Source organism: Sorangium sp. So ce302 (genome assembly GCF_051530145.1).
In the GTDB taxonomy this organism is placed as follows: Bacteria; Myxococcota_A; Polyangia; order Polyangiales; family Polyangiaceae; genus Sorangium; species Sorangium cellulosum_B.
In genome coordinates, this window is record NZ_CP150326.1 from 1139815 (window position 1) to 1153886 (window position 14072).

Here is a 14072-nt window from a genome sequence, read left to right on the forward strand (position 1 = left end):
TGGATGACATTGTGCGTGAACGAGCCACTGTGTCGTTCCTGGCGCGGACATGGCTTCTCCGGTCGGCTCGAAGCCCAGCGGGAGGCGCCACCGCGCGTTGCGGCGAGCGTCGGGGCGATCCATCGCTGACAGCGCGTGGCGCGGCGGAGGTGCTCTTACGAGACGAAGGCGAGCCGCCGGGACGCCGAGGAGCGCGCCCTGCTCGCTCTCGTGGCGTTGCTTGCGCCTCGGCGGCCTTCGTGTCCGGGTCGCCGTGCCAGGACGGCCGAGCGTCGCAGCGCGGCCGAACTCGCGATGTCGCGTGTCGCGCAGCGCTCGAAGGAGCGCTGGATCTCGGTGGGGTTACTTCGTCGGCGCCGGCTCTGCGGACACGTCGAGCTTCTCGATCGAGCGCGGGGTCCCGAAGCCGGGCCCGCCGAGCGCGGTCTCGACCTTCAGATACACGCCCTGATGCCCGGAGGAGCGCGCGGCGTCGAGGAGGACGTCATTGCGGTAGAGCGTCACGACCAGCCCCGCGACGACCGACAGCGCGAGCGTCAGGCGCTGCGCCCGGCCCGTGTCGCGCGCGCGGGGCGCAGCGTAGGGCGACTCGTTCAGCAACACCTGCTCCCGCACCTCCGGCATCCACGGCGGCGAGGTGGGCCGAGACGCCGCGAGCATCGCCGCAGGCGGCGCCTGCACCTCGGTCCGCGTCACGAGGTGAGGCGAGCTGTCGTCCAGCGCTCCGATCGGCATCGTGGAGAACATGTTCGACGCCACAGGCGTCGGATGGTCGGAGTCCATGCTCCGCCGCGCAGGGGCGCGCGGGGGCGGCGGAGGCGGGCCCCGGCGCGCCGTGCTCGGCGGAGGACCCTGGACCTGCGCCGGCTCGGGGGGCGTCGGCTCGATTCCCGCCACGACGCCGAGCGGCTGCCAGGCGGCCATCCCGGGGCGCCATATCTTCGTCGTCTCGTCGATCACGTCGAGACGGAACAGATCGTCGAGCTTGTCCAACGTGAGCACCTTGATGTCGTCAGGCGCGATCGCGACATGCCAGAGACTCTCGCGATCATCGGTTGCCGGAACGGGCGGCGCCGGGCGCCTGGCCGGAAGGGGCGGCGGTTTCATACAAAGTCCTCCCTTGCGTCCCCGAGGATGCCACGGCGCGAGCGCACCGTACACACCGACATGAGGCCCCCGCGTGCTTTCGAGACGGTGCGGATTTTTGCAATGAGTGAGGTGTGACCCGTCGCGCTGGCGGGATCCTCGCCATGTCGGTATTCTCGCCGGCGATGGCGGCGGAGCATGGAGGCAGTCATGAACATCGCGGATGAGGCGATCGCGGCCGGCAACAGCGCTGGATCGTCCAGCTTCCGACGCTGGATGCGCGTGATGCCGGCGCTCCTCCTCGTCGCGGCCGCCGCGTTCGTGGCGGCATATTACGTCCCGCTTCACCGCGCTCACGTGCTCTTGCTGGAGGAGCAGCGGAAGTCGACCCAGAGGGCCAAAGAGCTCGAACAGACGCTGAGCCAGGTGCGCGGGGAGCTCCAGGCGAAGACGGCGCAGATCGAGAAGGGCGAGGCGGAGCGGCAGCAGACCGAGGCCGCGAAGAAGTCGGGCGTCGAGCGGATCGGGCAGATCAAGGCGGAGCTCGCGGGGAAGCTCGACAAGCACGTCAAGAAAGGGGTCGCGGCGGTCGCGGTCGCGGAGGGACAGGCGTTCGTCGCGCTCTCGGAGGGCGCGGTGTTCCTCCCCAACACGGTCGACGTGAGCCCGCAGGGGCAAGCCCTCCTGTGCCAGGTCTCGGGCGCGCTGTCCTCGAGCGGCGGCGGCCAGGCGGCGCTGCGCGTCGGCGCGGTCAGCGGTCCTCCGGCCTCGGTGCCGGCCCCCTTGCAGGCCGCCTATCCGACGCCGTGGGAGCTCTCCGCGGTCCGGGCGGCGACCGTCACGCAGACGCTCCAGGACAAGTGCGCGGTGGCAGGGGCCCGGCTGTCGGCGGTCGGGTACGCCGAGCACGACCCCGCGGCCGCCGCGCTCGGGGAGACCAAGCTGCCTCCGGGGCGCGTCGAGATCTCCGTCGCGCTGCCGGCGGCCTCCGCGGACAAGTGACGGTCGCGACGGCGCTGGACGTGCGCGCCGTCACGCGCCCCCCAGGCTGGCCGCGATGATCCGGCGCAGCTCCTCCTCGACGAACCGCTGCTTCGACAGCACCGCCCGCACGCCGAGCCCGCGCAGCGCGGCCTCGCTCTGCTCCTGCGCCGCCGTCGTCAGCACCACGACCGGCACCCGGGCGAGCCCGGGCGAGCGCCTGAGCTCAGCCACCATCTCCAGGCCGCTCATGTAGGGCATCTCCAGGTCGGTCAGCACCACGTCGGGCGGCGCCGCCCGCGCCCGCGCGAGCCCCTCCCGCCCGTCGCTCGCCTCCTCCACGCGCAGGCCCATCGACCGCAGGATGCCGCAGAGCAGCTCCCGCGCGACGGGCGCGTCCTCCACGACCAGCGCGAGCGGCTCCCGCTTCTGCTCGGCGGCGGCGGTGAAGGGCGCGTCCCGCGGCGCCTGCCGGGCGTACGTGAACAGCCGCTCCACGTCGAGGAGCAGCATCGCCTCGCCGTCCGCCGTCGGCGCCACCCCGCGCACGAGCGGCGAGGTGAGGGGCATCTCCTCCGAGCGCACGAGCGCGACCAGCCGAGGGTTCTCGTAGCCGTCCACGCTCACCGCGAACAGGCCCGCGGCGTGGTGCAGCACGAGCGCCGCGTCCCCGGGCTCGGGCAGGCCTCCGTCGCCGAGCACCGCCCCGAGCGCGTACAGCGGCGCGAGCTCCGCGCCGGCGCCGCTGGTCAGGCGCACGCGCGGCCCGTCGGGGGCGCGCAGGAGCTCCTCGTCCTCCAGCAGCACGACGGAGTGCACGGCGTGCGTCGGCACCGCGCACCGGAAGCGCCCGCTGGAGATGGGGACCACCTCCTCGCCGTGCAGGTTCTTCGGCACCACGAGCACGATCGTCGTGCCGAGCCCGGGCTTCGAGTCGACCCGTACCTGCCCGCCCAGCGCGCCGATCTCGCGCGCCACGATGTCGAGCCCGACGCCCCGGCCCGAGATCGCGCCGACGCTGCGGCTCGTCGTGAGCCCGTGCGCGAACAGGTACGGGATGAGCTCGGCGTCGTCGAGGGTCGAGGCGCCCGGGACCGACGGCGCGAGCACCTCGCGCAGGCGGGCGAAGTCGACCCCGCCGCCGTCGTCCTTCACCTCGACCCGCACGGCGGCGTCGGTCTGGACAACGGTCACCGCCACCGTCCCGCGCGCGGGCTTGCCGCGGCGCGCCCGGACGTCCGCCGGCTCGATCCCGTGGTCGATGGCGTTGCGCACGAGGTGCAGCAGCGCCGGCTCGAGGCGGCGCTCCACGGCCGCGTCGAGCAGCCCCGTCCCCTCGACCCGCGCCTCGACGTCCTTGCCCAGCATGCGCGCCGCGCTCCGGGCGGCGAGCGACACCTGGTTCAGCAGGCGCTCGGTGCGCACGACCGACGCCCTCCGGACCACCTCGTCGAGCTCGCCGAGCGCGCGCCCCGCCGCGAACTCGTTGCTGGACCAGTCCGCCCGGACGGCGCTCAGGAGGCGCTCGATCTCCGCGCCATAGCCGAGCGTCTTCGCTATGCGCTCGGCAAATCGATCCACATCCGCGCCGCGGGGGTCGATCTCGACGAGCAACGCGCGGAGCATGCGCTGGGACTCGCGGAGCCGCCGCTGGATGACCTCCCGCTCGCCGTGGAGCCGCTGGAGCTCCTGCAAGAGCGCCCCGACGGCCTCGGCGTCGAGGGCCGCGCGGGCGGTCGGCTGGGCGGGGTCGGGCGGCGCGTCGGGCTGGTCCAGCCGCGGCGGCAGGACGCTCTCGTGCACGGAATCAGGCGCCGATACGAGCGGCGGCGCGAGCTCGCCGTCGGGCGGGCCGCCGCCGCCGAGCTCCGCGCGCGCAGCGCGGAGGGTCTCCTTCACGATCTCGAGCTCGGGCGCGGCCTCGTCGCCGGGGCTCGTCGACAGGAGGCCTAGCCCCTCCAGCGCGCCGAGGAGGCTGTCGCCGGTGAGCTGCGTGGGGCGCGCGCCGCCCCGCACCGCGTCGATGACGTCCTCCGCCAGCTCGGCCAGGTCGCCGCACGCGGCGAGCTCCAGCATGTGCGCCTCGCCCTTCAGCGTGTGCAGGAGCCGGCGCAGCACCTGCAGGTTGCCGCTCTGGCCCTGCTCGTAGCCGAGCCACAGGTCCGTCGCCTGGGCCACGCGGTCCGGCATGGTCCGGTGGAACGCGGCGACGAGATCAGCCCGGCTCCTCATCCGCGTCCGCCTCCGCGCTCTCGGGCTTGCCGGCCCTCGCCCCCAGCGGCTTGACCCGGAAGGCCTTCGCCGTCGTCTTGAGCACGTGCGACAGCTGGAGCAGCGACTCGGCCGAGCGCGTCGCGGCCACGCTGCTCGTCAGCGTGTCGTTCACCGCCCCGACGATGTTGACGATCGCCGTCTTGACCCGCGCCGTCCCCTCGCGCTGGTGGTCCACCGCGTCCGAGATCTGCGCGGCGGCCGCGGCCGTGTCGCGGGCCAGCTTGATCCCGTCCTCGGTCGCGAGCACGGACGCGTGGGAGGCCGCGTGCATGTTCGCCACGAGCCTCCGGATGTCGCGCACCGAGTCCATGACGTGCTCGGACAGGCGGCGCATCTCGGCGGCCACGAGCGAGAACCCGCGCCCCACCTCGCCGGCCTTCGTGCCCTCGAGCGCGGCGTTGAGCGCGAGCAGGTCCGACTTGTCGGCGATGCTCTGGATCAAGGACAGGATCTCGCCGATGCGGTCCGAGTGGGAGCTGACGAGGCGCGTCTGCTCCGCCGTGTGCTGGACGCTGACGAGGCTCCGCTGCGCCGTCTCGTGCACGGTGGCCGCGTCCTTCGCGATGTGATCCGCGCTGGCGGTCAGGGCCTCGACGGTCCGCCGGATCTCCTCGAGCGCCGCGTTCTGCTGGCTCGCGCTCGTCTCCTGCTCGCGCACCGACGAGAACATGCCGGCGGCGGCCGACGCGACCTCCGCCGAGGTGTTGCCGATCCGCGAGGCGAGCTCCTGGAGGCTCGTCACCATGGAGCGGAACGCGGCGAACAGCTCCCCGTCGCCGGTGATCTTGCACGTGAAATCGCCGCCCGCGACCCGCGCGGCCGTCTCCTGGAGCTCGCGCAGCTGGGTGTTCATCCGCTCGAACGCGCTGGCCATGTCCCCGAGCTCGTCGTCCGAGATCCTGAGGGACAGCCGGGCCGAGACGTCGCCGCGGGCGATCCGGTCCGCCGCCTCCTTGATGTGCGCCATCGAGCGCGTCATGCGCGCCGAGATGACCCAGGCGAGGCCCAGGCCGAGCAGCGCGATCCCCGCCGATTGCAGGGCGATGGTCCTGCGCGCGTCGGCGCGGCGCTCGGCGATCCGGTCGCTGCGCAGCCCGACGGCCAGCGTCCCGAGCTGGCGATCGCCGTTCCGCGACCGGATCGGGGCCTCGCTGACGACCACGCCGGCGTCGCCCCGGCCCCGCGCGCCCTCGGGCGCCTGCGCCGCGCCGATCGCGGCGATGCGCTGCCCCCTCGCGTCGTAGACCGACACCCAGCTCACCAGGGGATCGGTCATCGCGGTGCGCAGGGTGTCCGGGAAGGTCTCCGGCGGCTGCTCGAGGTCCATGGCCACGCCGATGGGCTCCTTCAGCATGGTGGCGAGGATCCCGGCGCGCTCGCGCAGCTCGGCCTCGCTCGCCCGCGCGGCGTGCTCGGGGATCAGCCACAGATCGAGCGCCGACAGCACGATGGCCACCGACGCGACGAGGGCGGCTATCTTCCAGCGGATAGAGCGAAAGTTGAGCATGGCGGGTGAGGGGCGGCGATGGCGGACGCTGAACGAGGGGCGCTGGATGGGCGATGGGAGATCGCGAGTCGTGAACCGTGAGCCGTGAACCTGCGAGCGGCGATGCGCGGTGTCCGGTGACGGACGTCGCGAGGGCCTCAGTCGACGATGCGGGCGAGCCGGAGGAGCTGCGGGTCGAAGCGGAGGCCGACGGCGTTGGCGTGCTTCACGTTCAGCAGGAGCTCGGGCTTCGCGCCCGAGAGCCCCACGGCGACGTCGCAGCCGCGCTTCGTGTCGTCGCCGTCGCCGCACACGATGATGCGGACGACGGCTCCCTCGCGCGACGGGATGTCCGGGATGGCCGCGGCGAGCCCCCGCGCCACATAGACCACCTCGGCGCCGGCGGCGCGCAGCGCCTCCTGCAGCTGGGCCCTTCCGCTGTACGTCACGCGCAGGACGGACGCCGGCCGCTTGGCCACGGTCGTCTTCGCGGCCAGCCTGGAGAGCACGGCCGCCATCGCGCTCGCGTCCTCCGCGCTCGCGCCTGACTCCGCCCCGACGACCGCGAGCACGGCCGTGCCCGCGCGGCTCGCGAACCCGCTCTCGTAGCCGATCGACCGCAGGAGGATGGCGCCCCGCAGCTCGTAGGGGACGGAGGCGGCAGAGCGGCTCTCGGTGCTCACGGTCGTGAAGAGCGCCGCGGCCATCAGCATTCGAATCGACGAGATCGGAGACACCATGTTCCGCTGGCGAGCTGTGTACGATCGCGGACGGATCCTCGACGAGCGTGGCATCAGGCGACCGCGGTCCCCACGTCAGCGTTCCTTGCCGGCGAGCCGCTTGACCAGGGCCGGCAGACGATCGAGGTGGCGCTTCGAGAGGACCGCGTCCGCCTGGACCTCCAGCTTCAGCTGTTCGAGCTCCCGCTCGGAGTGTCCGGACATCAGGATGACGCTGAGCTGCCCGAGCCGCTGGTTCTTCCGGAACAGGGTGAGCAGCCGGTCCCCACGGATGGTGGGCATGAAGACGTCGAGGACGACGATGCGCACCTGGTGCCGCACGATGGCCTGCGTCGCCCCGATGGGGGAGGGGAGCGCGAGCACCTGAAAACCGGAGGAGCGCAGCACGCGAGACACCTCTTCTCGGGCGATCTCGCTGTCGTCGATCACGAGCACAGGCGCGTTTGCCGGCGCGTTTGTCAGCGTGCTCGCCGGCGCGCTCGCCGGCGACCGCGACAGCGGAGCCGCGCTCGCCGGGGACGCCTCATCGGCCGAATCGAGCGGCGGTCTGGCCCTGGGCGCAGGTGATCGGGAGCTCGGAACGCTCATGGATTCGACCAGATGCCCTGAGCTTCGCGCGTCGCCACGAAGGGCCGAGGCGCAACGTCGGAAGCGTCGACCAGGTGGGTCACGTCGAGGAAGGTCACTGCTCCCTCGCTGGTGTCGACGACAGCGTTCGGCACGGGCTCCCCGAACACCTCGACCGCGGCGACACACCGCGTCTTGCCGGCGGGCAATCCCAGGTAGCCGCGCGCAGCGCGGCAGACGACGATGCGGAGCGGGGTAGCCGCCGGCTCCGCGAGGACGGGCGACACGATCACGATGATCCTCCCCCGGTCCTGGAGGATGCCCATCACCCCGGGGGCGGTGCGCGGCAGCGGCAAGGGGGCGCGCCACGCGATCACCTCTTCCACCTGCTGCGCCCTCAGCGCGAAAGTCACCGAGCCCATGTCGAAGAGCAGGAAATCGACAACGGCCCTCTCGCGCAGGCCCTTGTCCGGGGCGTCGTCGCGCAGATCGTGAACCTGGTTGATTGCTTCGGACAAGGTGTCCTCGATTTATCACAAGGGCAGACGCCGGGGAGGTGCATTCGTGTCGGGCTGCGCGGTGTCAGGAGATTTCTGACGTCGATTCTGCTGTCGCTGTCGTGCGCGCGGCGTTCGCGTGCGCGCCGCCTTCCCGCGCAGGCCGGCGGCGTCAGTAAGACGCCTCGACCGAGGCGCCCACGTAGGGGCGACCGGTGGTGATGATCAGCCGGTGCGAGTCGTAGGACGGTGGAGGGACCTTGTTGAAGGTGAGGTTCTTGCCGAACACGGAGACCCAGACGCGCTCGAGCGGCGAGAAGGATACAGCGGCGTCGAGGTTGAACGCCGATCGCGCCGCCATCCGATCTCTGGGCGGCAAATCGTCCGTGTCGTGGGCGGGCGCGTCCCTGGAGCCGTGGCTGTTCATGCCAGTCCGGAAGGTCGCGGCGAGCCCGGCGGTGAACCGGCTGGCGCTGTAGCTCAGGTGGCCTTTGACGAGGTGGATGGGGTAGTTGGCCCAGGTCTCGCCGTCCCAGTTGGTCAGGATGTTGAGGTCGCTCTCGGGGCCGAACGGCTTCGACACGCTGTACCAGAGGTCCCCCGCGAACCCGCCGCCGAGGTCGCCGATCGCGCCGATCTCGCCGCCGAGGGCGTCGACGTCCGCGGTGCTGTTCGAGAAGCTGCCCCACCAGCCGCCCGCGGACGGGTGCCTGGGGTTGTGGGCCACGTGGTCCTCGAAGTCCTCGGGCCGCACCTGATCCCACGACACCCAGCCGAGGGGGTTCTTGTAGCGCTCATAGAAGACCGCGACGTCGAGGGCGAGGCGCTCGTCGAGCAGGCCCACGACATAGTCGAGCTCCACGAGGTGGGAGGACTCCGGAACGAGCGAGGGCAGCGGCGCGATGGGCTCGTCCTCGAAGGCGGCGTTGAATTGCTCGAGCCAGTTGAAGTAAGCGGCGTCCGGGAAGCGGAAGCCCTTCTGGTAGGACAGCTTGACGTTCTGCGTGTCGCTGATCGCGTAGGCGGCCGCGACGCGGTAGGAGGGGCTGCTCACCGGCTCGGGCTCGCGCGAGAGGCCCCCGCGGAGGTTCAGCTCTCCAAACTCGGTGTGATCGAAGCGCAGGCCCGCGGAGACGGTGAGATCGTGGAAGGTGGCGGTGCTCTCGCCGAAGGCGGCGAGCTCGGTCCACGAGAAGCTCTCCGGGGACTCGAAGGCGGTCCCGTAGAGCCGTCCCCAGCGGGACCTCTGGCCGCTGAAGCGCTTGTGGCTCGCCGACGCGCCGATCGCGAGCTGGCTGTTCGGCAGCGCCGTCGTCTTGTAGACCGCCTTGATGTCCCGGTGCTCCTCGCCGAGGCCCCCGACCGGCAGGACCCCTGCGCCCGGGACCGGATTGGACGCCTTCGCCATCTCGTCTGCGACCCAGTCGGCTGGGACGAGGGCCGTCTCGAAGGCCGAGAAGGTCGGGACCAGCTCGACCTTGTGCTGCCTGGACAGGTGGACGTGGATCTCCGGCGTGACGGTGAACGTCCTCTGTCGCAGATGGCCGGTGTTGCTGTCGGACCACTGGCCCGCGAGCTGCTCGCGGGTCATGGCCCTGTTCGGGGCGTTGCCCATCATCGACGTCTGCGCGTAGTCGAGCCGCAGATCGACGCTGACGGGGCTGCGCTCGGAGCCGTAGCGGAAGCGGCCGAAGCCCTTGTAGCTCGGCTCGCCGAGGGCGTTGACGCGCGTGTGGCGCAGGAAGGGAGACGTCGTGACGCCGGCGTAGCCCTTGCCATACAGCTCCGCGGTGTTCGGCCGGGGCGCCTGGGGCAGCTCTCCTTCGTTGTCGGCGTGGCCGAAGTAGAGGAAGCAATCGGCGTTGTGCTTCTCGCTGAGCAGGCCGCCGTAGCTGACCTCCAGGGTGCGCGTGTCGCCGGAGGCATACGACGCCTTGCCCCAGAGCCCGGGGCGGGTGATCCCCGTGGGCCTGAGGACGTTGACGAAGCCGCTGATCGCGCCGGAGCCGTGGACGATGGCGCCGGGGCCGAGGATCACCTCGACCCGCTCGATGTCTCCGGTGAGGGGCACGGCCAGCGTGCTCCCGATGGCGCCGAAATGGGCGCGCATGTTCGTGTTCACGCCGTCGACCATGACGAGCGTCTTGGCGTTGTTGTCGATGAGCACGCCGCGCACGCCGATGAGGCGCGAGGTGCGCTCGTGCTCGCCGATCAGGACGCCGGGCTGGTGGGCTTGCAAGAGGTCGTCGAGCGAGCGGACGGCGTAGAGCTTCAGCGTGCGCGCATCATAGAGGCGCGCCTGACCGGTCGACGTCTTGCTCTCGGTCTCGAAGAAGCCAGTCGACGAGACCTTCACGTTGAGCAGCTCCTCGAGATCGAGCGAGAGGAACTGCCCCTGACCGCCGTCATCGCCGCTGGCCAGCGCCTCGCTCCCCGGGGTCTGCGCCCAGGAGGAGCCCGCCGCCCCGAGAGGGCATAGCAGCGAGCAGAGGAGCAAAGCCGACTTGCGCATCGATTCCCCACGTTCGAACGCCGGGCAGGGCGCACAGGATCGGGGCGAGCCGGTGGCCCGAGGTCCTGGTGCACGCCTGGACCGCCGGCCATGGCGGTGCACGGCGGCGCCAGCGGGCGCGCGCCGCCCGGTCTCCCCCACGAGTCTGCAACGGATCTGTTCGCTGACTTGCTGTATTGCGCGAACATCCAGATGTTACACGAATACCCGGATGCGTCAACGGCTGTCCTGAACGCTCGACGTGGAGCGCCGCGAGCCCGCCGGCGCGCTCTCGACTCTCGAGAGCGCATCTTGGGAGCGGGAGTTGCACCCGGGGCGCGACTCGACGGGAGTCGATGTGAGAAGGTGTGGTGTTCCCCGGTGGGCGGGCCGCGCGGGGGGCCGGCGTCAGCGCCCGGTGATCCAGTAATGGAAGGCGTGGAATCCAGCGCCGCGGCGCAGGGTGATCGCGATCGGCGCCGGCGTCGAGAGGCGCGCGGCGGGGAGGGGCAGCGCCCGCTCCACCCACGGTCCGCGCGGCACGTCGATGGTGCCGATCGCCTGGCCCGCCACGGAGACGGCGAGCTCGGCGCCGTCGTCCGAGGCCACCCGGAGCACGAGGTGCGCCTCGGCGGGGAGCGCCGCGAGGTGGGCGACGAAGCGATCGGCTGTCCGGTGGTAGCGGCCGCCGTCCGCGAGCTCCGTGCGCGTGAGGTCGAGCTCCCCTGGCGCGCTGCTCTCGGGCGCGGCGAGCGCGATCGCCATGTTGCGCTGGTCCGCGAGCGGATCGAGCGCATAGGCGTGCGCCGCCTCGGACTCGAGGTCCGAGACGTCGAGCTCGTCGAGGATCCGCTCGCCGGGCACGGACCGCACCGGCAGCGCCCCTGAGCCGAGGAGGTCCCAGCGCGCCTCGTAGGCGATCATCGTGGTGCCGCCGAGGATGGCCTGGTCCTCGACGGTGGCGTCGACCAGCGCGCGCCCCAGCACCGGCGCGCACGCCATCCAGTGCGGGTAGACGATGAAGTGGGTCGGCCGGCGCTCCGGGGGCAGCTTCTCGTAGTGCTCGAACCTGGAGCCGGCGCCGGCCACCCAGTAGCGCGCCTCGCCCTCGGTGGTCAGGCCCACGACGTCGAAGGTCCTGCGGCCGCTGAAGTAGGCGAGCGCGCCCGTGTCGTTGACGCCGATCCTGGCGTCCTCCGGCAGGTGCTGCGCGGCCCAGCGGCCGAGCCAGACCTGCTGCCGATCGATGGCGCGGGCGGAGTTGGCGAGGTCGCCGATGGCCCACGGCAGCCGCGCGGCCAGGGCGCCGGCGAACGCGCCGGCGAGGAGGGGCGTCACGTAGTGGAGCGAGGGCCGGAGCCGCTGGGCGGCGTCGCCGAGCTCGCGCGCGAGGCAGGCGGCCATGACGATCCACGCCGGCGCGAAGGGCCAGACGTACCGCACGCGGTTCCAGAGGAAGCTGAGGTACGTGCAGGGCAGCAGCGCGCCGAGCGCGAGGGCGCCCACGATCGCGGCGTGCGCTGGGCGGCCCCTCCGGTGCGCTGCCACGGCGAGCGCGACGGCGCCGAGGGCGATGATGGCGGCGGAGCCCTCGGGGAGGAAGACGGCCGTCCACTGGCCGCCGTCGATCACGTCGGTCACGAGCAGCCGGACGTTGTCGAGGAGCGCGGCCCTGAGCGTCGGTCCGTCGTAGTTGGGGTTGCCGATCAGCCACTTGACGGACGTCGTCGATGAGGTCGGGTGGCCCGCGAGCAGCTGGTTCAAGGCCGGGACGACGAGCGGACCGAGGAGCGGCGCGAGGGCGAGCAGGCGCCCGGCGGAGCGCGCGGAGTGCCAGAGAGCGCCGCTGCGGGAGGGGGATGGAGCGGAGAGGGGCGGCGCCGGGAGGGGCGCTTGAGGCACAGCGCGTGACGCCGAGAGGGCGAGCGCGATCGCGGCGAGCAGGGAGGCGAGCGCGCCCTCCGGGCGGAGCAGGGGCGCGACGAAGCCGCAGAGCGCGAGGGAGCGGGCGATCGAGGCGCTGGGCGGCTGCGCGGGCGCGCCGGGCGGCTGCGCGGGCGCGCCGGGCGGCTGCGCGGGCGCGCCGGGCGGCTGTGCGGGGGCAGCGCTGTCCGTGGCGGGCTCTGGCGGTGCGGGCTCGCAGAGCGCCGCTGCCAGACGGGCGGTGCGGGTGAGGATCCAGGCGAACGCGACCGTCTCCATCCCGCTCCAGGCGAACCACGCGAACGCGGCGAACCCGGCGCACATCGCGCCCGCGCCGGCGGCGGCCGCGGGGCCGGCGAGGGGGCGCGCGAGGCGCGCGGTCTCGACGGCGAGCGCGGCGTGGAACACGAGCCCGAGCGCCCAGACCGCATAGACGAGCGAGAGATCGCGCAGGCCGAGCGCGTGGAAGGGGGCGAGCAGCACGGGCCAGAGCAGGCTGGTGGCGCCGCTCGAGTAGCCGTCGCCTGCGACGAAGCTGAAGAAGCCGCCCTCGGCGAGCCGCCGGGCGTACTGCATGTGGATGAACGCGTCGTCGAGCGGCAGGGCCGGGCGTCCGGCCTGCGCAAGGATCGCCCTGACGCAGAGCGCGCCGAGCGCGCCGCTCGCGGCGAGGGCGGGCGCATAGGGGAGGGCGCGCGCGGCGAGGGCGCGCAGCCGGGAGGGGGCCGGAGGTGCCGCCATGGGGCCCGACGCATACCACCGCGCCGCCCGGGGACAGCGATTTCGCGCGCCGGGTGGCCGGCGGATTTCCCGCGCGGGGGCGGCCGGCATTTGGTAGAGCGCCGGGGCTCCATGGTCTTCCAGCCGCGCCCGAATCACCCCTACGCCGACGCGCCTCGCTTCCCTGACGGCGACGACGTCTCCATCGACGCCTTGATCCCGGGCGCCGGCCCCGTCGAGATCGAGATCGGCCCCGGCCGCGGCGGCTTCCTGTTCGAGCGCGCGGCGGCGAGCCCCGAGGCGCGGCTGCTCGGGCTGGAGATCCGCCTGAAGTGGGCGGCGCTCGTCGATGGGCGCCTGAGGAAGGGCGGCCTCGGCGGCCGCGTGCGGGCGCTCAACGCCGACGCGCGTGAGGCGCTCGCGCGGCTCCGGCCCGACGCGTCGATCGCGCGGTTTTTCCTGCACTTCCCGGATCCGTGGTGGAAGAAGCGCCACGAGAAGCGCCTCGTGATGGGCCCGGCGCTGCTCGACAGCCTCGCGCGCCTGCTCGTGGACGGCGGCGAGCTCTTCGTGCAGACCGACGTCGAGGAGCGCGGCGTGCTCTACGCCGAGCAGATCGGCGCGCACCCCGCGTTCGAGCCGGCGGGCGACGCGCCCGGCTCGCCGCACCTCGCCGAGAACCCCTACGGCGCGAGGAGCCCCCGCGAGCACCACGCGATCGCCGACGGGCTGCCGGTGAGCCGGCTGCTCTACCGGAGGCGGCCGCGCGCGGCCGGCGGCGCGCCGCTGGATCCCGGCCGAGACGCCGTCTGAGCCCGCTGGACGCGCTCGACGGGGCACGTGAGGCGGATGGCGGCTACGCTGTAGGTCATGCGTGTGATCCTTGCGTGGATAACAGTCGCCGCGGCGATCCTCGCTCAGGCGTTCATCACCGTGCGCCTGTGGCGGAGCGAGCTGTACTCGCGCGACCAGAAGCTCCTGCAAAGCGCGCTGATATGGCTATTGCCGGTCGCGGGATCCTTCATTGTGTATTCGGGGCTGCGGCAGGAAGACGATGTCTCTCGGCCGACGCCGAACACCGAGATGGAGAGTGACGAGGAGGATTCGCGCCGTCCGCTGCTTAGCGGGCGATGCTCGGGCTCTGAAGAACTCCGCCCGCGCACGCACGGTGGCCGCCACGGTGCTGTCGAATCGGGAGAGGGAGCCAAGCCTGCGCTAGGCGCAGCGCCCATCGCCGCATGTGCGTCGCCGACCCTGGTCGTGGACCGATACCGTCGTGGCGTCGCGAGAGTGGGAGCTGAGCGCCT

The 14072-nt window shown here is 72.6% G+C and carries 10 protein-coding genes; 2 read left to right on the forward strand and 8 right to left on the reverse strand.

Translation table 11 applies throughout. From position 1 onward, the window contains the following. Window positions 1-342: 342 nt before the first annotated feature. On the reverse strand, window positions 343-993 hold the full coding sequence (locus tag WME73_RS04385; RefSeq protein WP_437914857.1) for a hypothetical protein: 651 nt from the start codon (window positions 991-993) through the stop codon (window positions 343-345). Between the two features lie 303 nt (window positions 994-1296). On the opposite strand from WME73_RS04385, the gene WME73_RS04390 reads away from it, so the two are divergent. Further along, window positions 1297-2088 carry an OmpA/MotB family protein gene (locus WME73_RS04390; protein ID WP_437914858.1) on the forward strand — a complete coding sequence of 264 codons (792 nt, stop codon included), beginning with the start codon at window positions 1297-1299 and terminating at the stop codon, window positions 2086-2088. 30 nt (window positions 2089-2118) lie between these two features. Here WME73_RS04390 and WME73_RS04395 read toward each other — a convergent pair whose 3' ends face one another. The 7 genes from WME73_RS04395 to WME73_RS04425 all read right to left on the reverse strand — a co-directional run bounded on the left by WME73_RS04395 (window position 2119) and on the right by WME73_RS04425 (window position 12786). Further along, on the reverse strand, window positions 2119-4299 hold the full coding sequence (locus WME73_RS04395) for a hybrid sensor histidine kinase/response regulator (RefSeq protein WP_437914859.1): 2181 nt from the start codon (window positions 4297-4299) through the stop codon (window positions 2119-2121). Further along, a complete protein-coding gene (locus tag WME73_RS04400) occupies window positions 4283-5848 on the reverse strand; it encodes a methyl-accepting chemotaxis protein (RefSeq protein WP_437744276.1) in 1566 nt (521 codons plus the stop codon). The genes WME73_RS04395 and WME73_RS04400 overlap by 17 nt, the downstream gene beginning before the upstream one ends. 137 nt (window positions 5849-5985) lie before the next feature. Then, window positions 5986-6567: a YfiR family protein gene (locus WME73_RS04405; RefSeq protein WP_437914860.1), complete on the reverse strand. Its 582-nt coding sequence runs from the start codon at window positions 6565-6567 to the stop codon at window positions 5986-5988. 75 nt (window positions 6568-6642) lie between these two features. Further along, the gene (locus WME73_RS04410) at window positions 6643-6996 is read right to left on the reverse strand and encodes a response regulator (RefSeq protein WP_437914861.1); all 354 of its coding nucleotides are present in this window, start codon (window positions 6994-6996) and stop codon (window positions 6643-6645) included. A gap of 155 nt (window positions 6997-7151) precedes the next feature. Continuing rightward, entirely contained in the window at window positions 7152-7652 is a 501-nt protein-coding gene (locus tag WME73_RS04415) for a chemotaxis protein CheW (RefSeq protein WP_437914862.1), read from the reverse strand. Between the two features lie 151 nt (window positions 7653-7803). After that, on the reverse strand, window positions 7804-10143 hold the full coding sequence (locus WME73_RS04420; protein ID WP_437744279.1) for a TonB-dependent receptor: 2340 nt from the start codon (window positions 10141-10143) through the stop codon (window positions 7804-7806). 387 nt (window positions 10144-10530) lie between these two features. After that, window positions 10531-12786 carry a hypothetical protein gene (locus tag WME73_RS04425; RefSeq protein WP_437914863.1) on the reverse strand — a complete coding sequence of 752 codons (2256 nt, stop codon included), beginning with the start codon at window positions 12784-12786 and terminating at the stop codon, window positions 10531-10533. 111 nt (window positions 12787-12897) lie between these two features. Here WME73_RS04425 and trmB point away from each other — a divergent pair, with 111 nt between their 5' ends. After that, the gene (gene trmB / locus WME73_RS04430; protein ID WP_437744281.1) at window positions 12898-13578 is read left to right on the forward strand and encodes a tRNA (guanine(46)-N(7))-methyltransferase TrmB; all 681 of its coding nucleotides are present in this window, start codon (window positions 12898-12900) and stop codon (window positions 13576-13578) included. Window positions 13579-14072: the final 494 nt, after the last annotated feature.

Excerpts from the sequence above, each read along its gene's own strand:
- WME73_RS04390 (WP_437914858.1), top strand. The coding sequence starts at position 1,297 with ATGAACATCGCGGATGAGGCGATCGCGGCCGGCAACAGCGCTGGATCG.
- WME73_RS04395 (WP_437914859.1), bottom strand. The coding sequence starts at position 4,299 with ATGAGGAGCCGGGCTGATCTCGTCGCCGCGTTCCACCGGACCATGCCG.
- WME73_RS04400 (WP_437744276.1), bottom strand. The coding sequence starts at position 5,848 with ATGCTCAACTTTCGCTCTATCCGCTGGAAGATAGCCGCCCTCGTCGCG.
- WME73_RS04405 (WP_437914860.1), bottom strand. The coding sequence starts at position 6,567 with ATGGTGTCTCCGATCTCGTCGATTCGAATGCTGATGGCCGCGGCGCTC.
- WME73_RS04420 (WP_437744279.1), bottom strand. The coding sequence starts at position 10,143 with ATGCGCAAGTCGGCTTTGCTCCTCTGCTCGCTGCTATGCCCTCTCGGG.
- WME73_RS04425 (WP_437914863.1), bottom strand. The coding sequence starts at position 12,786 with ATGGCGGCACCTCCGGCCCCCTCCCGGCTGCGCGCCCTCGCCGCGCGC.
- trmB (WP_437744281.1), top strand. The coding sequence starts at position 12,898 with ATGGTCTTCCAGCCGCGCCCGAATCACCCCTACGCCGACGCGCCTCGC.